Below are 23,143 nucleotides of genomic sequence, written 5' to 3'. Positions count from 1 at the left end.
AAATAGAGTTGTTATTTTATAATCATTATAAAGTAGAGAGTTCTTTATTAATCTTACTGAAGCTCCTTTATTACATATGGAGAATAAATAAAAAATAATCAGTTGTTCACACGATTGTCAGATTCATAAGAGGAAAGTTGTATTATGATAGTAGATAAAGTGATAAAACGGGTGAAGGGGGACATGCTGCGTGCATATTCTTGTTGTTAGTGTAAATTATCGAACAGCCCCTGTAGAATTTCGTGAGAAACTCACATTTCAGGCAGCAGAGCTAGAGCAAGCAATGACTACATTACAAAACCAAAAGAGCGTGCTAGAAAATGTCATTGTATCAACTTGTAATCGCACTGAGATTTACGCTGTTGTCGATCAATTACACACGGGACGGTATTACATTAAGAAGTTTTTAGCTGATTGGTTTCAGCTTGAAATAGAAGAAGTCGCACCATACTTGTCTATTTTTGAACAAGATGGCGCAATAGATCATTTATTCCGCGTAACGTGCGGTTTAGATTCTATGGTTGTTGGAGAGACGCAAATTTTAGGTCAAATAAAAGATAGCTTTTTAGAAGCACAACAAGTAAAAGCGACAGGTACAATTTTTAATGAGTTGTTTAAGCAAGTGGTTACATTAGCGAAACGTGCGCACTCAGAAACAACGATTGGTGAAAGTGCGATGTCTGTTAGTTATGCTGCTGTTGAGCTCGGAAAGAAAATATTTGGCGATTTAACAGATTGTCATGTACTTATTCTTGGTGCGGGTAAGATGGGTGAACTTGCACTGCAAAACTTATACGGAAGTGGAGCTCGTAAAGTAACAGTTATGAATAGGACGCTTACGAAAGCGGAAGTGATGGCTGAGAAATATATGGGACATGCAAAGCCTTTAAGTGAATTGCAATGTGCATTATTAGAAGCGGATATTTTAATTAGTTCAACGGGTGCATCAGAATATGTCATTACGAAAGAAATGATGACAAAAGTAGAGAGAATGCGCTCTGGTCGTCCGTTATTTATGGTTGATATTGCGGTACCACGTGATATTGATCCTGCGATTGATGAATTAGAAGGCTCTTTCTTATATGATATCGACGATCTGCAAGGTGTAGTTGAAGCAAACCGTGCTGAACGTTTAAAAGAAGCAGAGAAAATTCAATTTATGATTGAAGAGGAAATGGTTTTATTTAAAACTTGGTTAAGTACGCTTGGTGTTGTACCGTTAATATCAGCTCTTCGTGATAAAGCGCTAGCAATTCAAAGTGATACGATGGAAAGTCTTGAGCGAAAAATACCAAACCTTAGTGATCGTGAGAAAAAAGTAATTAGTAAACATACGAAAAGTATTATTAACCAATTGTTAAAAGACCCAATTTTAGTAGCTAAAGAATTAGCTGTTGAAGAGGGAGCTGGTGAAAAATTAGCTTTATTTGCGAAGATTTTTGATTTAGAAGTGGAAGAAGCGGGAAATACGGAAGAAGTAGAACATAAAAGAGCGTGGACACCATCCGTTCCATCTTTATAACTTGGAAGGATGATCGGATGAGTTTTTTAAATAACAGTATTATTTATCATATTGCAATTATTTTATATGCTTGTAGCATTAGTTTATATTTTATAGATTATTTTCAAAGTAACCGAAAGGCGAACCGATTTGCTTTTTGGTTACTTTCGATTGTATGGGTATTGCAGTCTATCTTTATGTTGCTGAGGGCTACAGATTCAGAAACGAATCCTATTTTAACTTTATTGTCAGGGATTTATTTTTATGTTTGGTTATTGATTACGATGTCATTAGTCATTAATCGATTTATGCGCATTGATTTTTTAGTCTTTTTTACAAATGTTGTAGCATTTGGCGTAAGCGCTTTTTCTATTTTTACACCGCTCGGAAAGATGTCGCCAGTACTTGCAGAGCAATTAGTTTCAGAACTTGTATACGTGCATGTCGGTATGGCGATTATTTCTTATGCAACGTTTACTGTATCGTTTATTTTTTCTATTATGTATTTATTGCAATATCGGCTATTAAAAAAGAAAAAATGGAATGCGAGATTAAGAAGATTAGGAAATTTGCCGAAGCTTGAATCTATGTCTTACGGATTAAATTTATTTTCTGTTCCGTTTTTCTTATTAGCAATTATATTAGGATGCATATGGGGATATACAAAATTGGATAATTTCCATTGGTATGATACGAAAGTAATCGGGTCTTTTGTCGTTCTATTTACATATTGCGTGGGCTTATATTTAAGAGCGGCAGATGTGTTGCAAGGTAAGAAAATTGTGCAGTGGAATATCGGGGCATTTCTCGTAATGCTAGTTAACATTTTTCTATTAAGCAGTTTATCTAATTTCCACTTTTGGTATTTATAATGAGGAGAGAGAATTATGCGCAAAATTATTGTAGGTTCACGAAAGAGTAAACTAGCATTAACACAAACAAATTGGTTTATCGATCAATTAAAAGCGCTTGGTTTACCATATGAATTTGAAGTGAAAGAAATCGTCACAAAAGGTGATGTTATTTTAGATGTTACTCTTTCAAAAGTAGGCGGAAAAGGTTTATTTGTAAAGGAAATTGAACACGCGTTACTTACGAAAGAAATTGATATGGCTGTACATAGTATGAAAGATATGCCAGCTGTACTTCCAGATGGATTAACGATTGGTTGTACACCAAAGCGCGTTGATCCCCGTGATGCTTTTATTTCTAAAAACGGAGAATCGTTTAAAGACTTAGCAGAAGGCGCGATCTTAGGAACGAGTAGTTTGAGACGTAGTGCACAACTACTAGCTGCGAGACCAGATTTACAAGTGAAATGGATTCGCGGGAATATCGATACACGCTTACGTAAGTTGAAAGATGAAGATTACGATGCAATTATTTTAGCGACAGCTGGATTGCAGAGAATGGGCTGGGACGGGGAAGTTATTACAGAACATTTAGATGAAACGTTATGTGTACCAGCCGTAGGACAAGGTGCATTAGCGATTGAATGTCGTGAAGACGATAAGGATTTACTTCAGTTGTTAGCGCATATTAATGATGCAGTAACAGAAAAAACAGTGGCTGCTGAACGAGTATTTCTTCATAAACTTGAAGGTGGATGCCAAGTTCCAATCGCTGGATATGCAACTCTTAAAGAAAATGATGCAATCGAATTAACAGCGCTTGTCGGTTCTATGGACGGTTCTGTTTTATTGAAAGAGATAGTAGTAGGCACTGATCCGAAGCAAATAGGATTAGAGGCTGCGGACCGTTTAATTAAACAAGGAGCAAAAGAGCTCATTCTTGCTGCGAATAAGGAGCAACAATAAATATGGATGCTCTTGCTGGCAAAATAGTATTGATTACACGTGCCCAGCATCAAGCGAAACAAATGAGTGTAGCAGTGAAAGAAAGGAGCGGAATTCCATTGGAAATTCCGCTTTTGCGTATGGAAGGCACGTCTCATAGGCAAATTCAACGTATAACAAGGCAACTACATTCGTATGACTGGGTTATTTTTACGAGTAAAAATGGTGTAGCTTTTTTTCTAGATGGTCTAGAAACAAAAATACCATTAACTATTAAAATCGCTGCGGTAGGCGTGAAAACAAAATTAGAGTTAGAAAAAAGGGGCTATCAAGTTCATTTTGTTCCGACCTCATTTGTTGCAGAAGCATTTGCCGAAGAGTTTCTAAAAAAATTAAGTGGAAACGAACGTATTTTATTTCCGAAAGGGAATTTAGCAAGAGATGTAATCCCGGTTAAACTTAGGGGATTTGGTGTTTTTCTAGATGAGCTAATCGTATATGGTACGAAGGTGAATGTAGAGAAAAAACAAGAACTTATAGCAGCATTGAAATTAGGGGAAGTAAATATTATTACATTTACGAGCCCTTCAATTGTTGATAGTTTTGTTCGTTTACTTGAGGGTACAAACTGGAGAGAATGGACGAAAAAATGTACAATTGCTTGTATAGGGCCTATTACGGAAAAAGAGGCGCTCCTTTATTTTCCACATGTTATTGTGCCAAAAGAGTACACTGTAGAAGCATTGCTGCGATGCATTTGTGAATCTATAAAGTGAAACTTTAATCAGTGGGGGTTTTGTTCATCCCCCACTGATTATTAGTTGAACCAATCGGGCGTTTACGGGCAGTTGATCTCCCACCTAACTTCTTTGCTCCAGCCGAATTTTGAGGTGGGGGTCTTACTGCCCGTTAATGCGGGATAAAATAAAAGAATGGGGATAGAAATCTATGAATTCTTTACAATTTAATCGTCATCGTCGTCTAAGACAAAGCGGGGGCATGCGTGCACTTGTGCGTGAAACATTTTTACATAAAGAAGATTTTATTTACCCTATTTTTGTATTAGAAGGAGAAAATACTCGTAATGAAGTTCCTTCTATGCCAGGCGTATATCAAATGTCTTTAGATTTATTGCAAGCTGAAATGCAAGAGGTCGTTGATTTAGGTATTCGTTCTGTTATTGTATTTGGTTTACCTGCTGAAAAGGACGAAGTTGGATCATCGGCATATTGTGAGCATGGAATTGTACAGCGTGCAATTAAGCAAATTAAGGATGAGTTCCCAGAGCTAGTAGTAGTTGCAGATACATGTTTATGTCAATTCACAAGCCATGGTCATTGCGGTGTTATTGAAGATGGCGTTATTTTAAATGATGAGTCTCTTGCAGCTCTTGCAAAAACAGCTGTAAGTCAAGCGAAAGCAGGGGCGGACATTATTGCACCATCTAACATGATGGACGGATTTGTAACAGCAATTCGCCATGCATTAGATGAAAATGGTTTCGCGCACGTACCAGTTATGTCGTATGCTGTGAAATATTCATCAGCATTTTACGGACCGTTCCGTGATGCAGCACATGGTGCACCGCAGTTTGGTGATCGTAAAACATATCAAATGGACCCAGCAAACCGTATGGAGGCATTCCGTGAAGCAGAATCAGATGTAATGGAAGGGGCCGACTTCTTAATTGTAAAGCCAGCTCTTTCTTATTTAGATATCGTTCGTGATGTGAAAAATAACTTTAACTTACCAGTCGTTGCTTATAACGTAAGTGGTGAATATTCGATGATTAAAGCAGCAGCGCAAAATGGTTGGATTAATGAAAAAGAAGTTGTACTTGAGAAATTAATTAGCATGAAACGTGCAGGAGCAGACTTGATTATTACGTATCATGCAAAAGATGCAGCAAGATGGTTACAAGAAGGAGGCGCTAAATAATGAAAAAGTTTGATAAGTCGATTGCGGCGTTTGAAGAGGCTCAAGATTTAATGCCTGGAGGCGTAAATAGCCCTGTTCGTGCCTTTAAGTCTGTTGGTATGAATCCGCTGTTTATGGAGCGCGGAAAAGGCTCTAAAGTATATGATATCGATGGGAATGAATACATCGATTACGTATTATCGTGGGGACCTTTAATTCATGGTCATGCGAACGACCGTGTTGTTGAGGCTTTAAAAGCTGTTGCTGAAAAAGGAACAAGCTTTGGTGCACCAACAGAAATTGAAAATAAATTAGCGCAGCTTGTTATCGAGCGTGTACCATCAATTGAGATTGTGCGTATGGTTAACTCTGGAACAGAGGCGACAATGAGTGCATTGCGTTTAGCTCGTGGTTACACTGGCCGTAACAAAATTTTGAAATTCATTGGTTGTTATCACGGCCATGGTGATTCTTTATTGATTAAAGCAGGTTCGGGTGTGGCGACGCTAGGTTTACCAGATAGCCCTGGTGTACCAGAAGGTGTAGCGAAAAATACGATTACAGTAGCGTATAACGATTTAGAAAGTGTAAAATATGCTTTCGAACAATTCGGTGATGACATCGCTTGTATAATTGTAGAACCAGTGGCAGGGAATATGGGTGTTGTTCCCCCACAACCAGGATTTTTAGAAGGACTTCGTGAAGTGACAGAGCAAAACGGTGCACTACTTATTTTTGATGAAGTAATGACAGGATTCCGTGTTGCTTATAATTGTGGACAAGGTTACTACGGCGTAATTCCTGACTTAACTTGTTTAGGTAAAGTAATCGGTGGTGGCTTGCCGGTAGGAGCGTACGGTGGTAAGGCAGAGATTATGCGTCAAGTTGCACCAAGCGGACCGATTTACCAAGCCGGAACATTATCGGGTAATCCACTTGCAATGACAGCAGGTTATGAAACGTTAGTACAGTTAACGCCAGAATCATATGTGGAATTTGAGCGTAAAGCAGAAATGTTAGAGGCTGGACTACGTAAGGCAGCTGAAAAGCATAATATCCCGCATCACATTAATCGTGCAGGTTCTATGATTGGTATTTTCTTTACAGATGAACAGGTTATTAATTATGATGCAGCAAAATCTTCAAACTTAGAATTCTTTGCGGCTTACTATCGTGAAATGGTAGAACAAGGTGTATTTTTACCACCTTCTCAATTTGAAGGTTTATTCTTATCAACAGCACATAGTGATGCAGATATTGAGGCGACAATTGCGGCGGCCGAAATTGCAATGTCAAAATTAAAAGCATAATTTCTTAGAGAAAATCGCTTTCCATTAGGGGAGCGATTTTTTTTATTCATAAAGTAGCCTTAGGAAACATAAATCTGTAATGACATATAGTTTGGGAGGGGGAAAAGAAGTGGCAACAGATCATTCATTACGATTTTCATTAAAAGAATCTGTTTGGTTCCAAAAGGGACAGGAAGTCGAAGAACTTTTGTCAATTTCGTTAGATCCAGACGTTGAGATAGAGGAGCTCGATCATGAAGTTATCGTGAGAGGGCAATTAGATTTAACGGGAGAGTACGTTGCAAGGCAAGATGATTCAGCTTATTCATTAAGAGAGCTATCACCAGCGAAGGCAATTGATTATGTAGAAACAAGGGCAGATGGGGTTAATGAGCTTGTCCATTCCTTTCCGCTTGAAATATCAATTCCAAGAAATCGAGTGAAAGTAATTGAAGAATTATATGTATCAATCGAGGAATTTGATTATGAATTAAAGGAAAATGGTTGCTTACAACTATTAGCGGATATATCTATTACAGGCTTATGTGACGAGGAAAGAACCGAGGATGAAGAGGAAGAGACGGTGTATGCCGAGTTGGAAGCTGATTCAGCTGAAGAGGATGAAAGTAGACCTGCGCCGCACGAAGAGGTACCAGCCTATAAAGAATCAGATGGATGGGAAGATTATGCATTTGAACCGTTTCAGCTAGAAGAAAGAAAAGAGCAAGAAATAGAAGAAGAGGAATTAGAAGAACATGAACTTGTGGAGCGTGAAGAGGAGAAAGAAACGACGCCACAATTTGAATTGTTCGGGCGAAAAAATTTCAAGAAAGAAAAAGCGAAAAAGCAGGAAGAGCCAGAGGAAGAAGCATATTCACAGCGAGATGAAAATGCACTTTATTTAACGAAATTATTTACGAAAGAACCAGAAGAAGAATTTACGAAGTTAAGAATGTACTTCGTACAAGAAGGAGATACAATTGAATCTGTTGCAGAACGTTATGAAACGACTGTACAAAACTTATATCGTGTAAATCAATCAGAAGATATATATTTAACTACAGGGCAAATTATATATATTCCTGTCTCAAAAGCAAAGGTGAAATAAGTGAGTGAGTTTTTTCACTCACCTCTTTTCCTAGAAGCTATGTTTTGAATAAGAAAGGGTTATTCGTATGGATATTGAATTACGAAATCGCTATGAACCCATTGTGAGGCAATATAGATTGGACACTCAGCATATGGAAGAGCACGGAAGTGTAATGAAAATTTATACGAATCAAGGTCCGTATGCGTTAAAGAAAATACAAGATAGAAAATTAGAGCGGAATAATTTTTTGCACCATATTCAGTATTTGAAGGAGAAAGGTTTTTCGAATTATGTACCTATCTATCATGCGACGGACGGGAACTATGTTTTAAGTGATGGGACGTATAGTTATTATTTAATGCCTTGGTTAGAACGTGCGGAAGGAAATGGCGAAGATAATGATCAATACCATAAGATGTTTCAAACGCTCGGGACGTTGCATCAAAAAACGGTGAAAGAGGAGACGTATACAGAAGAAGATTTAGAAAAACATTATACGAATATATCCGACCGTTGGGAAAATGATGGCGAGATGTTAGAAGAGTTTCTTGTAGAATCTGAAGCGAAGTGGTATATGTCTCCGTTTGAATTACAATATTGTACGTATTATCACCATGTTATGAGAGCGCGTGAGTTTGCAACGAAGCAATTAAATGAATGGCATGATGCGATGAAAGAAAAGGAAACAACACGTACTACTTTCGTTCATGGGAATGTATCGCTTAATCATTTCTTATTTGATTATGAGCGAAACGGCTATTTTATTAGTTTAGAAAAATCGCAGTTTGCAACGCCTGTGCAAGATATAGTAGGTTTTTACTCTCGGTCTTTAAACACATATCCAATTGCACGGAGTGACCGCTTTGAATGGTATCAAATGTATCAAAAAAATTTCCCGTTTACGAAAGAGGAGCAGCTTCTTATGTTTGCATATATGACGTATCCGTCGCGTTTTATTCGGCAAATTCAGTCGTATACGAAAAGAAGAAAGAGTCGTAATGAAGAAAATGAGCTCCGCGGGGTGAAAAGCCTGCAGCAATCGCATTGGCTCGTTAGCAATACAGAATATTTCCTTACGCAATTACAAGCTGCCCAGCAAGGGAACGGATAAAGAAGATAAGTAGGAAGAACCCTGCTTATCTTTTTTTTATTAATTCCATAAAGAGATAAAAGCCGTAGTTTCAAATTTATCTTGACGAATAAGGTTTCGTTTTTTACACTATTGTATATAATAATTAACAATCACATAAATGCATTGAAGGGGAAGAGTATAACATGAAACGTCTTCAGAGAGGGGAACCATTGGCTGGGAGGTTCTCTAGATAGTTATGTTAGAAGGTAGCCCTGGAGCATCTTTTCTGAACGGAATGATTCTCATTAGGAAAAGACGGATTTGTCCGTTATCAAATTAAGAGTATAAGCAAATTCTGAATTTGTTTGTAAATAAAGGTGGTACCGCGATGTCCCTCGTCCTTTTTTGGATGAGGGGCATTTTTTATTTTAAGGAGGGAAAATAATGTCAAACACGGAAAATAATTTACCAACTAAATATGATCATATGTCCGTTGAAGAAGGCCTTTATCAGTGGTGGCTTGAAGGCAAATATTTCGAAGCAACAGGAGATGAGAAGAAACAACCATATACAATTGTAATTCCACCTCCGAACGTAACTGGTAAGTTACACTTAGGTCACGCTTGGGATACGACGCTTCAAGATATTTTAACTCGTACAAAGCGTATGCAAGGTTACGATGTATTATGGCTTCCAGGAATGGACCATGCTGGTATCGCAACACAAGCGAAAGTAGAAGGAAAACTTCGTGAAGAAGGTATTTCACGTTACGATCTTGGCCGTGAGAAATTCCTTGAAAAAGCTTGGGAATGGAAAGAAGAATACGCTTCTCACATTCGTCAACAATGGGGGAAAGTTGGTTTAGGACTAGACTATTCTCGTGAACGCTTCACATTAGACGAAGGTTTATCTAACGCTGTTAATAAAGTATTCGTTCAATTATATGAAAAAGGCTTAATTTACCGCGGTGAGTATATCATCAACTGGGATCCAGCAACACGCACAGCTCTTTCTGATATTGAAGTAATTCATAAAGAAGTTCAAGGTGCATTCTACCATATGAACTATCCGTTAACAGACGGTTCAGGTCACATTCGCCTTGCAACTACTCGTCCAGAAACGATGCTTGGTGATACAGCGGTAGCAGTTCATCCAGAAGATGATCGTTACAAACATTTAATCGGAAAAACAGTTACACTTCCAATCGTAGGTCGTGAGATTCCAATTATTGCTGATGAATACGTAGAAAAAGACTTTGGAACAGGCGTTGTAAAAATTACACCAGCTCATGATCCGAATGACTTTGAAGTAGGTAACCGTCATGACTTACCACGTATTTTAGTGATGAACGAAGATGGAACGATGAACGAAAAAGCTGGTAAGTATAACGGTATGGATCGTTTCGAATGCCGTAAAGAGTTAGTGAAAGACTTACAAGAAGCTGGCGTATTAGTAGAAATCGAGCCTCATATGCACTCAGTAGGTCATAGTGAGCGTAGCGGTGCAGTTGTTGAGCCTTACTTATCAACACAATGGTTCGTAAAAATGGCTCCACTTGCAGAAAAAGCGGTAGAGCTTCAACAAAAAGAAGAAGAAAAAGTAACGTTCGTACCAGAGCGTTTTGAAAACACATACTTACGCTGGATGGAAAACATTCATGACTGGTGTATTTCTCGTCAATTATGGTGGGGTCACCGCATTCCAGCTTGGTATCATAAAGAAACTGGTGAAGTATACGTAGGCACGGAAGCACCAGCAGATATTGAAAACTGGAATCAAGATAACGACGTACTTGATACATGGTTTAGCTCAGCGTTATGGCCATTCTCAACACTTGGCTGGCCAAATGAAGAGGCAGTAGACTTTAAAAAGTTCTATTCAACAGATGCTTTAGTAACTGGTTATGACATTATCTTCTTCTGGGTATCTCGTATGATTTTCCAAGGTTTAGAGTTTACAGGAGAGCGTCCATTTAAAGACGTATTAATTCACGGTTTAGTTCGTGATGAGCAAGGACGTAAAATGAGTAAATCTCTTGGTAACGGTATTGATCCGATGGATGTTATCGAGAAGTACGGTGCAGATGCAATGCGCTACTTCTTATCAACAGGAAGTGCACCAGGCCAAGATTTACGTTTCAGCATGGAGAAAGTAGAATCTACTTGGAACTTCATTAATAAAATTTGGAACGCATCACGTTTCGTATTAATGAACATGGATGACATGAAATATGAAGAAATCGATTTAACTGGTGAAAAATCAGTTGCAGACAAGTGGATTTTAACTCGCTTAAACGAAACAATCGAAAGTGTAACACGTAACATGGATAAATATGAGTTCGGTGAAGCTGGTCGTTCATTATACAACTTCATTTGGGATGATTTCTGTGACTGGTACATTGAGATGGCGAAACTTCCACTATACGGTGAAGATGAAGCAGCTAAGAAAACAACTCGTTCTATTTTAGCTTACGTATTAGACCAAACGATGCGTCTATTACATCCATTCATGCCATTCGTAACAGAGAAAATTTGGCAGCATTTACCGCATGAAGGCGAGTCGATTACAGTAGCAGCTTGGCCAACAGTTCGCGAAGATTTACAAGATAAAGAGGCGGCAGCAGAAATGCACCTTCTAGTTGATATCATTCGCTCTGTTCGTAACATCCGTGCGGAAGTAAATACACCAATGAGTAAAAAAGTTCAAATGCAAATTAAAGCAAAAGATGAGGCAGTACTAGCTCAACTTACGAAAAACAGTTCTTACATTGAGCGTTTCTGTAACCCAAGTGAACTAACAATTAAGATTGATTTACAAGCGCCAGAAAAAGCGATGACTGCAATCGTATCAGGTGCAGAGTTATTCTTACCATTAGCTGATCTTATCAATCTTGATGAAGAGAAAGCGCGTCTTGAAAAAGAACTTGAGAAGTTCGATAAAGAAGTAGAACGTGTACAGAAGAAACTTTCAAACCAAGGATTCGTAGCGAAAGCTCCTGCAGAAGTTATTGACGGAGAGCGTGCGAAAGAGCAAGATTATCTAGAAAAACGCGAAGCCGTTCGTCAACGTCTAGCTGATCTTGAAAAATAAAAATGTTTTTCAGAGACTCACTATATTGGTGAGTCTCTTTTCTTTGCGTATAATAGAATTACGAAGTTTGTCTTTTGAAAGGGGAATAGCAAACGTGATACATACATACGAAGAAGCGATAAGCTGGATTCATAGCCGATTGAAATTTGGGATAAAACCAGGACTAGAAAGAATGCAATGTATGTTAGAAGAACTCGGAAATCCAGAGCGTCATATAAAATGTGTTCATCTTGCCGGCACAAATGGAAAAGGTTCAACTTTAACATATATGCGCTACATGCTAGAAGACGCGAAATATAAAGTAGGATCGTTTACATCGCCTTACATAGAAACATTCAATGAACGTATTAGTGTAAACGGAATACCGATTGCAGATGAAGAGATTGCAGAACTTGTAAATATGGTAAAGCCAGTCGTTGAAAAATTAGATGAGACGGACTTAGGAGAAGCGACTGAGTTTGAAATCATTACAGTAATGGCAATTTGTTATTTCGGTAAAGTTAATTTCTGTGATGTTGTTTTATTTGAAACGGGGCTTGGGGGACGATTTGATTCTACAAATGTTATTCATCCGGTTCTCACAATTATTACGAATATCGGTCACGATCATATGCATATTTTAGGTAATACACTAGGAGAGATTGCATATGAAAAGGCAGGAATTATTAAGTCTGGTGTGCCAGTTATTACTGGTGTGAAAAATGAAGAAGCATTACAGGTAATTCAAAAGGTTGCTAAGGAAAATCATGCAAGCTTATATGAACTTGGAAAACAGTTTACAACATTACATAAACATTCTAATGAAGATGGAGAACATTTTGATTTTGCTTGTCCATTCGCCTCGTTTGAAAATGTTCGGATTTCCATGAAAGGTATTCATCAAGTAGGCAATGCAGCGCTAGCGCTTATGGCAGTAATGTATTTAAAAACATATTTATCATTTTTAATTAATGAAGAGGAAATGAAAGCTGGCTTACAAGAAGCCTATTGGATTGGTCGATTTGAAAAGTTACAAAGTAATCCAGATATTATAATAGATGGTGCTCATAATCCAGAAGGTATTGAAAGTCTTGTAAAAACAGTAGAGACACATTACAAAGATAAAAATGTAATAGTTTTATTTACAGCTCTTGGTGATAAACAATTGCATAACATGGTAGGGCAACTAGATGCAATTGCAGATGAAATTATTTTTACAACATTCGCCTTTGATCGTGCTATTTCTGCTGACAAGCTTGCTTCGTATTCACAACAAGAGTCAAAATTAGTTTTTGAAGATTGGAAAGAGGCAATTGATACAAAGGTTGAAATGATTGGAGAAAATGATGTCTTTATCATAACAGGTTCTTTGTATTTCATTTCCGAAGTTAGAAAATATATTCGCGGGAAAAACTAGATAGTCTTTGCTATCTAGTTTTTTGTTCTACAAATGAAGTCAAATGCATACATATAAGATAATAATATAGGGTTATTTGACGAATTCCTCTGACAAATATCTCGTTTTTTTGTGGAATGAATATGATATGATGCGGACAACGACAAGAGGTGAGGTGTGAGTGTATGGACAAGCAATCACGAACGATCTCGGTGAAAGTAAATGGAACAGAGGCGAAGTATGAGGAAAAAAAGAAGGATGAGTTTGACTGGATGGTAGTAGAAAGTGAAAGGTCACAAAACGTTGTGCCTTTTAAAAAAACAAAGACACTGCCTATGGAACAGTACAGAAAGAAATGGAGTAATACAATAATCACAATCGTTGCAATTGCAATTATTATTGGTACGGCGCTTGGAATGGGAATGTTGCATTTACTTAAAGGACAAGGTAAGGTAACGGCTTCGAAGCAGATAGGTAATGAGGAACAAAAGGTGGGCGGAACGGTAGAACAAACAGCAACACCAAAGGAGGAAAAACAAAAAGCGCAAGTAGGAGCTGCATTAGAACCAATGAAACTATTTTTTGTTCAAGGAGGGCTGTATTCCTCTGAAGAAAAAGGACAGGCTGCTATTGAAGAGTGGAAAAGTAACGGAGGCGTGGCTGCTTTGAAACCGAGTGGTGATAAGTATGCGTTAGTTGTTGGTATTACGAGCGATGAACAGGCTGTTAATCAATTAATAGATCAGTATAAGCAAGACGGTGTTTCGGTTTTGAAAAAAAATTGGGATATTACAGATAAAGCGTTGCTCAAAACGGATAAAGAAGTGGGTGGGTTTTTAGCGAAAGTGCAGCCATTATATACTCATTTAGCAAAGTATGTGTCCAGCGTACAAACTAGTGGGAAAAGTAATCCAAAAGATGTAGAGGCGATTGAAAAAGAGTGGAAAGCTATTGAAAAGGAAGGAAAGGGTGTGAAGCGTGAAGATGCGAAGAAGCTTTATACGTATACGTCAGTAGCGGTGCAAACGATCAAGGAAGGGAAGAGCGATAAGGAATCTGTAGCTAAATTAAATCAAGTTATTATTGATGGATTACTTTCGTACGAAAAAATGGTTTCACAAAAAGTAAAATAATAAGATAATGATGAAGGGGAAAGAAGTACATATACTTCTTTCTTTTCTTTTGAATTTAGAGCAAAGTGCTTTCTGTATGGGCAGAATATAATCGTATTTAAAAAGAACTATTATTTTGTTTAGAGAAAATGATATTTCTAGAATTTGTGGGGAAACTATTCCTTTGATACGATTGATTTGAATTATTCTGCTTCATGTGAGAAGGGAAGGAGAAAATATGAGGAAAATTATTTTAGCTTCAGGATCACCTAGGAGGAAGGAACTGCTTGAATTAGCTGATGTGCCATTTGAAATCGTTGTTAGTGAAGTAGAAGAGACGATTGGTGCATATTCATCACCTTCTGATATTGTTATGTCGCTTGCTTTGCAAAAAGCATCTGCTGTGGCAGAAAATCATAGTGAACACGTTGTACTAGGTGCAGATACAATTGTTACATATGATTCACGTATTCTTGGAAAGCCGTCTAATGAGGCTGAGGCGAAAGAAATGCTACAATTATTATCAGGGAAAACACACGAAGTATACACAGGTGTTGCAATTATATCGAAAGAAAAAACGATAACTTTTTATGAACGTACAGAAGTAACATTTTGGGAATTAACAGAAGAGGAAATAGACGTATACGTTGCATCTAAGGAACCACTTGATAAGGCAGGAAGCTACGGAATTCAAGGTAAAGGGTCTATTTTTGTTCAACATATTCAAGGGGACTACTACAGTGTAGTTGGCTTGCCAATTGCGCGTCTTGTCCGTGAATTAAAACAGTTTGATAGCGATGTAACCCATGCGTAAAATTGCATGGGGTTTTCTTTAGGAGAAATCGTAAAAAAGGGGTGAAGAGATGAACGGTATTCGTGATGTTGTGAAAGAAGAACAGCCACGGGAGCGTTTATTGTTAGAAGGAGCAGGAAGTTTATCGAATCGAGAACTTCTTGCAGTTTTACTCAGAACGGGTTCTAAAGAAGAAACGGTTTTAACGTTATCGGATAATATTCTACATCATTTTGACGGCTTACGAATGTTAAAGGATGCAACGTTAGAAGAGCTGATGAGTATTCATGGTATTGGGATTGCAAAGGCGTCGCAGCTTATGGCTGCTTTTGAATTAGGTAGAAGAATGGTACGTTTAGAATATCAAAATAGATATAGTATTCGAAGTCCAGAAGATTGTGCGAGTTATATGATGGAAGAGATGCGTTTTTTGCAACAGGAGCACTTTGTTTGTTTATATTTGAATACGAAAAATCAAGTTATACATAGGCAAACTATTTTTATTGGAAGTTTAAATACGTCGATTGTGCACCCAAGGGAAGTTTTTAAAGAAGCTTTCCGTCGGGCAGCAGCCTCTATTATATGTCTTCATAACCATCCCTCAGGAGATCCGGCGCCGAGCCGTGAAGATATTGAAGTTACAAAACGACTAGTAGAATGTGGTCGGATTATTGGAATTGAAGTGCTTGATCATATCATAATAGGTGACCATAAATTCGTGAGTTTAAAGGAAAAAGGTCATATTTAAGACTATTCTTTTTACCTATTTTGTTTTATAATGTGATTTATGAGTTTTTTGTAGAAAATTATCTACAAGAAGGATACAGATATAAAAAAACGTACTGTTTTTATAAATATAAAGTAAGAAAAATGAGTCCGTGAAAATAAGAAGGGAAGATAAATGATATGTTTGGATTTGGTGGATTTACTCGCGATCTTGGAATTGACTTAGGAACAGCAAACACGCTTGTATATGTGAAAGGAAAAGGTGTAGTTTTACGTGAACCTTCAGTAGTAGCATTACAAACTGATACGAAACAAATCGTTGCGGTAGGTAGCGATGCAAAACAAATGATTGGCCGTACACCAGGAAACGTAGTGGCACTTCGCCCTATGAAAGATGGTGTAATTGCTGATTATGAAACAACAGCAACAATGATGAAATACTACATTCAACAAGCTCAAAAATCAAATGGATTCTTCTCACGTAAACCATACGTAATGGTATGTGTACCATCTGGTATTACAGCTGTAGAAAGACGTGCGGTAATCGATGCGACTCGTCAAGCTGGTGCTCGTGATGCTTATCCAATTGAAGAGCCATTTGCAGCAGCAATTGGTGCAAACTTACCTGTTTGGGAGCCGACTGGTAGTATGGTTGTTGATATCGGTGGTGGTACAACAGAAGTTGCAATTATTTCTTTAGGTGGTATTGTAACAAGTCAATCAGTTCGTGTTGCTGGTGATGATATGGATGATTCAATCATTCAGTATATTAAGAAAAGCTACAATTTAATGATCGGTGAAAGAACAGCAGAAGCATTAAAATTAGAAATCGGTTCTGCAGGCGAGCCAGAAGGTATTGAACCTATGGAAATTCGCGGTCGTGATTTAGTAAGTGGTTTACCAAAAACAGTACTTATTCAACCAGAAGAAATTGCAGATGCATTAAAAGATACAGTAGATGCAATTGTAGAATCAGTTAAAAATACGTTAGAAAAAACGCCACCTGAATTAGCAGCAGATATTATGGACCGTGGTATCGTATTAACTGGTGGTGGGGCATTACTACGTAACTTAGATAAAGTTATTAGTGAAGAAACAAATATGCCAGTTCTTGTTGCAGAGGACCCATTAGATTGCGTAGCAATTGGAACGGGTAAAGCATTAGACAATATCGATCTTTTCAAAACTGCTGCTCGATAATATTGCAAAATAAAAATCAGTAAAATTAAGAGGGTGTGAACGTGCCACAGTTTTTCTTAAACAAAAGATTAATTGTTTTGTTAGTTAGTATTATTCTTCTCGTGGCATTGATTGGAATCTCATTGAAAGAACGGAACAGTTTATCATGGCCAGAGCAGTTTATAAAAGATACTGTCGGTGTTGTAGAACGTGTATTCCAAAAGCCAGCGAATTATGTTGCCGGATTCTTCGAAAACGTAGAAGATGTAAAGCGCACGTATGAAGAGAATAAAGAATTAAAAGCAAAGTTAGATAACTATGCAAAGTTATCAAGTGACGTAAAGCAATTAGAAGATGATAAAAAGAAATTACAAGAGTTAACTGGTAAAAAAGAGTTGAATAGCGATTATACTGAAATTCCAGCTACTGTTGTTTCTCGTAATCCAGATAAATGGTACGATTTAATTGGAATTGATAAAGGGGCACAGCAAGGAATTAAAAAAGATATGGCTGTAATCACTTCACAAGGTTTAGTTGGACGAGTGAAAAGTGTATCGCAGTTTACATCATCAGTAGAGTTGTTAAGTTCTATGAGCCGAACAAACCGTGTTTCTGCTATTGTACAAGGACAAGAAAAAATCTTTGGATTGATTGAAGGTTATGATAAAGAAAAACAATTACTTCTTTTCACAAAGATTGGCTCTGATGCACCAGTAGCAAAAGATCAACTAGTTGTAACGTCTGGGCTTGGGGATATTTTCCCGAAAGGGCTTGTGATCGGAACAATCGTTGATGTTCAGCCAGATCCATACGGTTTAACAAAAACAGCTTATGTAAAACCTGCTGCTGATTTAAATGACGTAGAGCATATTACGGTTGCCAAACGCGCTACGCCTACAGCGCCGTTAGAATAGGAGGGGAAGAAGAGATGATGACGATTTTAAAAAGAGCAGCTCTTCCTCTTTTGCTCCTTTTTGTTTTTTTATTTGAAAATATGTTCTCTACTGTTGTTCCAACAGACGTCTTTTGGAAAGGCAGTATAGCAGCACCGCATTTCTTTATAATTGTGTTATGTTTTATTACGGTGTACTATAGTCCGGTTCAAGGGATTTACTACGGACTATTATTTGGTTTCTTATTTGATACCGTATACACGGAACTTGTCGGAATATATATTTTTGCTTATCCGATTTTAGCTTATTTAGTTTATAGTGCGATGAAGGTATTGCAATTGAATTTATTTATTGTTGTTTCTATCGTATTAGCTAGCATTGCAGCATTAGAGTATTATGTGTATGGGTTTTTAACTTTGTTAGGACGTACTCACATGTCAGCGTCTGTCTTTTTCACAGATCGTCTCCTTGCTACTTTATTGCTAAATGGAATTTTCTTATTAATAGTTTGTTTCCCACTGAGACGATATTTAGTGCGTCTTTCAAAAGCGATAGAAGAAAAAGAAAAAAGGATTTTCTAATTTTATGTCGAATTGAATCGGTGGGGTGAACTTTAGTGGAAGAAAAAAAGCAACAAAATGTAACGATAAAAGGGACAAAAGATGGAATAACACTTCATTTAGATGATTGCTGTTCATTCTCTGAGTTACTAAAAGAATTGGATGAAAAGCTTTCTACACATTACTATGAGAGTGACGGACGTTCTTTAATTGAAGTGCGTGTTAAAGTAGGAAATCGCTATTTAACAGAAGTACAACAAGAAGAGATTCGTACGTTAATTCGCAATAAGAAGAACCTTGTTGTGGAATCAATTGAAAGTGATGTTATAACAAAAGCAGAAGCAATAGCTTGGAAAGAAGAAACAGAAATTGTCCCTATTTCCAAAATTGTTCGCTCTGGACAAGTGTTACATGTAAAAGGCAATTTATTATTAATTGGAGATGTTAATCCAGGCGGAACGGTTATCGCTGGGGGGAATATTTTTGTCGTGGGATCACTAAGAGGAATTGCACATGCGGGGTATGATGGAGATTCAGAAGCTGTTATTGCTGCATCTATTATGAACCCTATGCAACTCCGAATTAGTGATGTGACAATGCGGGCTCCGGAAGAGAAAGAAGACGGAGCAGAGGCGGCAGAATGTGCGTACATTAATGAGAACAATCACATTGTTGTCGATCGCCTGCAACTTCTCACTCATCTTAGACCTAATTTAACAAAGTTAGAAAGGGGAATTGTATAGCTGTGGGAGAGGCAATAGTAATTACATCTGGAAAAGGCGGAGTAGGTAAAACTACAACGTCTGCGAACATTGGTACAGCCCTTGCGTTATCTGGAAAAAAAGTGTGTTTAATTGATACAGATATCGGTTTACGCAATTTAGACGTAGTAATGGGGCTGGAAAATCGTATTGTATTTGATCTTGTTGATGTCGTTGAAGGGCGTTGTCGTTTACCTCAGGCTCTTATTAAAGATAAGCGTTTTGATGATCTTTATTTATTACCTGCAGCACAAACGAGCGATAAATCGGCGGTAACACCTGAACAAATGGATGAATTAATACAAGTATTACGTCAAGATTATGATTACATATTAATTGATTGTCCTGCGGGGATTGAGCAGGGATTTAAAAATGCTGTAGCAGGTGCGGATAAAGCAATCGTTGTAACAACACCAGAAGTATCCTCAATGCGTGATGCGGATCGTATTATCGGGCTTTTAGAGAAAGAGGATATTGAACCACCGAAACTTGTCATTAACCGTGTGCGTAGTCATATGCTTCATGAACAGGATATGTTAGATGTTGATGAAATCGTACGTACACTGTCAATCGAGCTTCTTGGAGTTGTCGAGGATGATGATGAAGTTATTCGTGCTACGAATACAGGTGAACCTGTAGCACTGCAACCTAGTGGGAAAGCAGCAATAGCTTATCGTAATATTGCAAGACGCTTGTTAGGTGAGAATGTACCATTACAAGCATTTGAACAAGAAAAAGTATCGGTATTTACAAAGATGAAAAATTTCTTTGGAATCCGTTAAAAGCACTTCGCTTAAATGCGGAGTGCTTTCTTTTTTCTTCGCATGAATATCTTCCTTCTATAACTCATACATATGTACAAACTGTATATAACTGTTTCTATTTGAATAAGGCTAACTAAAGAAAGGAGACAGTATGAAGAATAGACGTGTGGAAGAAATTAAAAAGCGGATTGCGAAAAGGAAAGCAGAGCAAGAAAGGATGGAGGAAGAGCGGTATTTTGCGGGAGGAGATTTTGATAGTGAAACGGTCTTTATTGAAGAGGGGGAGAAGGAAATTCATCCTCTATTTCGAAAAGAAGTTTTTCTCTTCAAAGTTTTGCTATCAGCAATATTAGTTCTTTCAGTTGCTATTTTATTTAAGAACGCACCTTCTTCTTTTGATGGTACTAGAGCTGTTACAGAAAAAGTTATGCAAGAAGAATTTCAATTTGCTACTATATCGAAATGGTATGAAAAACAGTTTGGAAAACCTCTCGTGTTCTTTTCTCCAAATGAGAAAAAAGAAGAGGCTATTCAGCAAAAGGATTATGCGATTCCGGCCTCTGGAAAGGTGATGCAAGGATTTCAAAAAAATGGTCAAGGTGTATTTGTTCAAACGGCTACAAATGCAACGGTGGAGTCAGTAAATGAGGGTATAGTTGTTTTTGCGGGAAAGAAAGAGGAACTTGGAAATACAGTTCAAATTCAGCACGCTGATGGTACGGAGTCTTGGTACGGAAATTTAAACGATATGTCAGTGAAGTTATATGATTACGTTTCGAAAAAACAAAAAATCGGAACGGTGAATAGTGACGAAAATAATAAAAACGGTAAATTTTATTTTGCGATGAAAAAGAATAAAAAATTTATTGATCCTATTCAGGTGATTTCATTTGATTAAATATAGAGATGTTTTAACGAAAATTACAGTACATCCATTGTTTTGGGTTATTATCGTTATTGGTATTTTTACAGCACGTTTTAAAGAGTTACTATTACTATTTTGTATCGTTTTAGTTCATGAACTTGGGCATGCTTTTGCCGCTGTATATTATAATTGGCGTATTAAACAAATTCAGCTCTTGCCGTTTGGTGGCGTAGTTGAGATGGAAGAGCATGGGAATAAATCATTAAAAGAAGAATTAATTGTCGTTATAGCTGGACCAATTCAGCATATATGGATGATTGCGGTCGCTTATATTTTGTATCAAGCGGGCTGGGTAACTGATGATTTGTACCATTTCTTTGTATGGAATAATGTCATTATTTTAGGGTTTAATTTATTGCCTATTTGGCCACTTGATGGCGGAAAAGTATTATTTAATGTATTATCATATCGTTTTCCTTATTTACAAGCACATGAAAAGATGATGAAATTGTCATGTGTTTTTTTTAGTGTAATATTAGGATGGCAGTTACTGTGGAATAGTAATAACATTATGATGTGGGTATTACTCGTTTTTCTAGCGATTTCTTTATATCAAGAATGGAAACAAAGACGTTACGCATTTATGCGTTTTTTATTAGAACGTTATTATGGGAATAAAAGAGATATTGAAAAAATTGCACCTATTGAGGTGAAAACAGAAGATCGCTTGTATACGATTTTCACAAAATTTCGCAGAGGATATAAACATTCTATTATCGTCCATGGAGAATATAAAGAGCATTACACATTGGATGAAAATGAATTGTTGTATGCGTATTTTGCTGAAAAACGAACAACCTCATCTGTTGAAGAATTAATTGGTTAGTGTTGACGACGACACTAACCTTTTATATTGTAAGGAAAAGAAGTGAAAAGTGAGGAAATAATTTTGAAGACGTTATATATAAATTATACTGGTTCGGAAAAGCGTGTTGCGATAGAAGAGAAGCAAAAAGTTGTCGAGCTTTTATGGAAACGGAATGAAGAGCAGGAAATTGTCGGACATATTTATGTTGGGCGTATCGTAAGAACAATTGCTGGAATGAACGCAGCCTTTGTAAATATCGGATTAGAAAAACATGCATATCTTTCGTATGATGATGTACCATCTTCATATCGCATACATGAAGGACAGGCGATACTTGTACAAGTTGTGAAAGAGGCAATTGATACGAAGGGGCCAAAATTGACGGCGAAGATAGAATTTACCGGAAAATATGTCGTTTACATGCCGTATGATGACATGCGCGCTGTTTCTCGAAAAATAAAAAATAATAAAAGAAGACAACAGTTACTCGAAATTGAAGTAGAAGGAACGGGTGGATACATTTTCCGTTCTGCTTCTGAAAAAGGAACGATCGATGAAATACAAGCTGAAATGCAAGGGTTGCAGCAGTTATATGAAGAAGTAAAAAGAAAAGAAAATCAAGGGAAGGCACCTTTACTACTTCATCGACCAGCGACGTTTTTAGATCGTGTATTTCAGGAGAACCCAATTGAAACGATTGAAAAAGTAGTTGTAGATACGAGAAGTATAGTAAAAGAATTAGACGAAAAAGTAGGGGAAGAAAGAGTATCCTTTTATAATGAAAAATCTTCGATGTTTAATCATTTTGGAATAGAGCGTGAAATCGAGAAAGCACTTCAAAAAATTGTTTGGCTGCCAAATGGTGCCTATCTAATTGTGGAACAAATGGAGACGATGACTGTAATTGATGTGAATACGGGTAAGTTTACTGGAAAACAAAACTTACAAGATACGGTACTTCGCACAAATGAAATGGCTGCCGAAGAGATTGCACGTCAATTAAGACTCCGTGATATTGGCGGTATGATATTAATTGATTTTATTAATATGAAAAGACGGGAAGATAAAGAGAAGGTAAGAGAACGCCTCATAGCTGCTATGCGAGATGATCGCACATATACAAGAGTGCTTGGGTTTACAGAGTTAGGTATTTTAGAGATGACGCGTAAGCGCAAGAAACATTCGTTACGTGACGTATTATTAGAAGAGTGTGCGCCTTGTAAAGCGACAGGTTACGTTATATCTAATGAAACAATTGCGTATGAGCTAGAGAGAGAGCTTATTACTTATGGTAATATAGAGGATGAAGCTGTATTGATTGGTGCTTCAAAAAAAGTACAAAAAATATTTTCACAAAAAGAATTACAAAAAAATATTCCATTTGAAATTTATTTCAAAGATGATATTATCGAAAAGTACGCTATTATCCGTTTTGGAAGTAAGAAAGAAATTGTAGAACGGAAAAAATAGTTAGCAGAACATTCATTGACAA

At 37.3% G+C, this 23,143-nt stretch carries 21 protein-coding genes and 1 other annotated feature; all 21 genes read left to right on the top strand.

The features are described from left to right. The first annotated feature begins 190 nt into the window (after nucleotides 1-190). On the top strand, nucleotides 191-1,522 hold the full coding sequence (gene hemA / locus BWGOE10_RS22360; RefSeq protein WP_002034196.1) for a glutamyl-tRNA reductase: 1,332 nt from the start codon (nucleotides 191-193) through the stop codon (nucleotides 1,520-1,522). Nucleotides 1,523-1,539: 17 nt separating this feature from the next. Then, on the top strand, nucleotides 1,540-2,373 hold the full coding sequence (locus BWGOE10_RS22355) for a cytochrome c biogenesis protein (RefSeq protein WP_070145007.1): 834 nt from the start codon (nucleotides 1,540-1,542) through the stop codon (nucleotides 2,371-2,373). Between the two features lie 15 nt (nucleotides 2,374-2,388). Continuing rightward, entirely contained in the window at nucleotides 2,389-3,318 is a 930-nt protein-coding gene (gene hemC / locus BWGOE10_RS22350; RefSeq protein WP_070145006.1) for a hydroxymethylbilane synthase, read from the top strand. A 2-nt stretch (nucleotides 3,319-3,320) separates the two neighbouring features. Continuing rightward, nucleotides 3,321-4,073 carry a uroporphyrinogen-III synthase gene (hemD, locus tag BWGOE10_RS22345; protein ID WP_070145005.1) on the top strand — a complete coding sequence of 251 codons (753 nt, stop codon included), beginning with the start codon at nucleotides 3,321-3,323 and terminating at the stop codon, nucleotides 4,071-4,073. A 172-nt stretch (nucleotides 4,074-4,245) separates the two neighbouring features. Then, the gene (gene hemB, locus BWGOE10_RS22340; RefSeq protein ID WP_070145004.1) at nucleotides 4,246-5,235 is read left to right on the top strand and encodes a porphobilinogen synthase; all 990 of its coding nucleotides are present in this window, start codon (nucleotides 4,246-4,248) and stop codon (nucleotides 5,233-5,235) included. Continuing rightward, on the top strand, nucleotides 5,235-6,524 hold the full coding sequence (hemL, locus tag BWGOE10_RS22335; RefSeq protein ID WP_070145003.1) for a glutamate-1-semialdehyde 2,1-aminomutase: 1,290 nt from the start codon (nucleotides 5,235-5,237) through the stop codon (nucleotides 6,522-6,524). Before hemB ends, hemL begins: the two co-directional genes overlap by 1 nt. 79 nt (nucleotides 6,525-6,603) lie before the next feature. After that, entirely contained in the window at nucleotides 6,604-7,611 is a 1,008-nt protein-coding gene (spoVID, locus tag BWGOE10_RS22330; protein ID WP_171903135.1) for a stage VI sporulation protein D, read from the top strand. Nucleotides 7,612-7,678: 67 nt separating this feature from the next. After that, a complete protein-coding gene (gene ysxE, locus BWGOE10_RS22325) occupies nucleotides 7,679-8,704 on the top strand; it encodes a spore coat protein YsxE (protein ID WP_070145001.1) in 1,026 nt (341 codons plus the stop codon). A 135-nt stretch (nucleotides 8,705-8,839) separates the two neighbouring features. Continuing rightward, nucleotides 8,840-9,071, top strand: a binding site (T-box leader). 38 nt (nucleotides 9,072-9,109) lie between these two features. Continuing rightward, nucleotides 9,110-11,755: a valine--tRNA ligase gene (locus tag BWGOE10_RS22320; protein ID WP_070145000.1), complete on the top strand. Its 2,646-nt coding sequence runs from the start codon at nucleotides 9,110-9,112 to the stop codon at nucleotides 11,753-11,755. A gap of 94 nt (nucleotides 11,756-11,849) precedes the next feature. After that, on the top strand, nucleotides 11,850-13,151 hold the full coding sequence (locus BWGOE10_RS22315) for a bifunctional folylpolyglutamate synthase/dihydrofolate synthase (RefSeq protein WP_070144999.1): 1,302 nt from the start codon (nucleotides 11,850-11,852) through the stop codon (nucleotides 13,149-13,151). 164 nt (nucleotides 13,152-13,315) lie between these two features. Further along, complete coding sequence (locus tag BWGOE10_RS22310; RefSeq protein WP_070144998.1) at nucleotides 13,316-14,263, top strand: stage II sporulation protein B; 948 nt, start codon at nucleotides 13,316-13,318, stop codon at nucleotides 14,261-14,263. A 217-nt stretch (nucleotides 14,264-14,480) separates the two neighbouring features. Next, complete coding sequence (locus BWGOE10_RS22305; protein ID WP_070144997.1) at nucleotides 14,481-15,056, top strand: Maf family protein; 576 nt, start codon at nucleotides 14,481-14,483, stop codon at nucleotides 15,054-15,056. Between the two features lie 49 nt (nucleotides 15,057-15,105). Beyond that, a complete protein-coding gene (gene radC, locus BWGOE10_RS22300) occupies nucleotides 15,106-15,783 on the top strand; it encodes a DNA repair protein RadC (protein WP_070144996.1) in 678 nt (225 codons plus the stop codon). A 158-nt stretch (nucleotides 15,784-15,941) separates the two neighbouring features. Beyond that, a complete protein-coding gene (gene mreB, locus BWGOE10_RS22295) occupies nucleotides 15,942-16,961 on the top strand; it encodes a cell shape-determining protein MreB (protein ID WP_000466737.1) in 1,020 nt (339 codons plus the stop codon). Between the two features lie 41 nt (nucleotides 16,962-17,002). After that, nucleotides 17,003-17,854: a rod shape-determining protein MreC gene (gene mreC / locus BWGOE10_RS22290; RefSeq protein WP_070144995.1), complete on the top strand. Its 852-nt coding sequence runs from the start codon at nucleotides 17,003-17,005 to the stop codon at nucleotides 17,852-17,854. A 14-nt stretch (nucleotides 17,855-17,868) separates the two neighbouring features. Continuing rightward, nucleotides 17,869-18,414: a rod shape-determining protein MreD gene (gene mreD, locus BWGOE10_RS22285; protein ID WP_070144994.1), complete on the top strand. Its 546-nt coding sequence runs from the start codon at nucleotides 17,869-17,871 to the stop codon at nucleotides 18,412-18,414. A gap of 35 nt (nucleotides 18,415-18,449) precedes the next feature. Continuing rightward, a complete protein-coding gene (gene minC / locus BWGOE10_RS22280) occupies nucleotides 18,450-19,136 on the top strand; it encodes a septum site-determining protein MinC (protein WP_070144993.1) in 687 nt (228 codons plus the stop codon). Nucleotides 19,137-19,138: 2 nt separating this feature from the next. Continuing rightward, nucleotides 19,139-19,936, top strand: a complete 798-nt coding sequence (minD, locus tag BWGOE10_RS22275) for a septum site-determining protein MinD (RefSeq protein ID WP_000503308.1) — start codon at nucleotides 19,139-19,141, stop codon at nucleotides 19,934-19,936. Between the two features lie 133 nt (nucleotides 19,937-20,069). After that, nucleotides 20,070-20,816: a M23 family metallopeptidase gene (locus BWGOE10_RS22270; RefSeq protein ID WP_070144992.1), complete on the top strand. Its 747-nt coding sequence runs from the start codon at nucleotides 20,070-20,072 to the stop codon at nucleotides 20,814-20,816. Next, nucleotides 20,809-21,669 carry a M50 family metallopeptidase gene (locus BWGOE10_RS22265; RefSeq protein ID WP_070144991.1) on the top strand — a complete coding sequence of 287 codons (861 nt, stop codon included), beginning with the start codon at nucleotides 20,809-20,811 and terminating at the stop codon, nucleotides 21,667-21,669. The genes BWGOE10_RS22270 and BWGOE10_RS22265 overlap by 8 nt, the downstream gene beginning before the upstream one ends. A gap of 63 nt (nucleotides 21,670-21,732) precedes the next feature. Further along, the gene (locus BWGOE10_RS22260; RefSeq protein ID WP_070145036.1) at nucleotides 21,733-23,121 is read left to right on the top strand and encodes an Rne/Rng family ribonuclease; all 1,389 of its coding nucleotides are present in this window, start codon (nucleotides 21,733-21,735) and stop codon (nucleotides 23,119-23,121) included. The last annotated feature ends 22 nt before the right edge of the window (nucleotides 23,122-23,143 follow it).

Source organism: Bacillus mycoides (assembly GCF_001757995.1).
GTDB classification, from domain to species: Bacteria; Bacillota; Bacilli; order Bacillales; family Bacillaceae_G; genus Bacillus_A; species Bacillus_A mycoides_B.
This window is presented reverse-complemented; position numbering and strand designations above follow the sequence as displayed.

Bases quoted from the DNA above. Each gene is read 5' to 3' on its own strand.
- BWGOE10_RS22355 (WP_070145007.1), top strand. From the start codon at position 1,540: ATGAGTTTTTTAAATAACAGTATTATTTATCATATTGCAATTATTTTA.
- hemC (WP_070145006.1), top strand. From the start codon at position 2,389: ATGCGCAAAATTATTGTAGGTTCACGAAAGAGTAAACTAGCATTAACA.
- hemD (WP_070145005.1), top strand. From the start codon at position 3,321: ATGGATGCTCTTGCTGGCAAAATAGTATTGATTACACGTGCCCAGCAT.
- hemB (WP_070145004.1), top strand. From the start codon at position 4,246: ATGAATTCTTTACAATTTAATCGTCATCGTCGTCTAAGACAAAGCGGG.
- hemL (WP_070145003.1), top strand. From the start codon at position 5,235: ATGAAAAAGTTTGATAAGTCGATTGCGGCGTTTGAAGAGGCTCAAGAT.
- spoVID (WP_171903135.1), top strand. From the start codon at position 6,604: ATGACATATAGTTTGGGAGGGGGAAAAGAAGTGGCAACAGATCATTCA.
- ysxE (WP_070145001.1), top strand. From the start codon at position 7,679: ATGGATATTGAATTACGAAATCGCTATGAACCCATTGTGAGGCAATAT.
- BWGOE10_RS22320 (WP_070145000.1), top strand. From the start codon at position 9,110: ATGTCAAACACGGAAAATAATTTACCAACTAAATATGATCATATGTCC.
- BWGOE10_RS22310 (WP_070144998.1), top strand. From the start codon at position 13,316: ATGGACAAGCAATCACGAACGATCTCGGTGAAAGTAAATGGAACAGAG.
- BWGOE10_RS22305 (WP_070144997.1), top strand. From the start codon at position 14,481: ATGAGGAAAATTATTTTAGCTTCAGGATCACCTAGGAGGAAGGAACTG.
- radC (WP_070144996.1), top strand. From the start codon at position 15,106: ATGAACGGTATTCGTGATGTTGTGAAAGAAGAACAGCCACGGGAGCGT.
- mreB (WP_000466737.1), top strand. From the start codon at position 15,942: ATGTTTGGATTTGGTGGATTTACTCGCGATCTTGGAATTGACTTAGGA.
- mreD (WP_070144994.1), top strand. From the start codon at position 17,869: ATGATGACGATTTTAAAAAGAGCAGCTCTTCCTCTTTTGCTCCTTTTT.
- BWGOE10_RS22270 (WP_070144992.1), top strand. From the start codon at position 20,070: ATGAAGAATAGACGTGTGGAAGAAATTAAAAAGCGGATTGCGAAAAGG.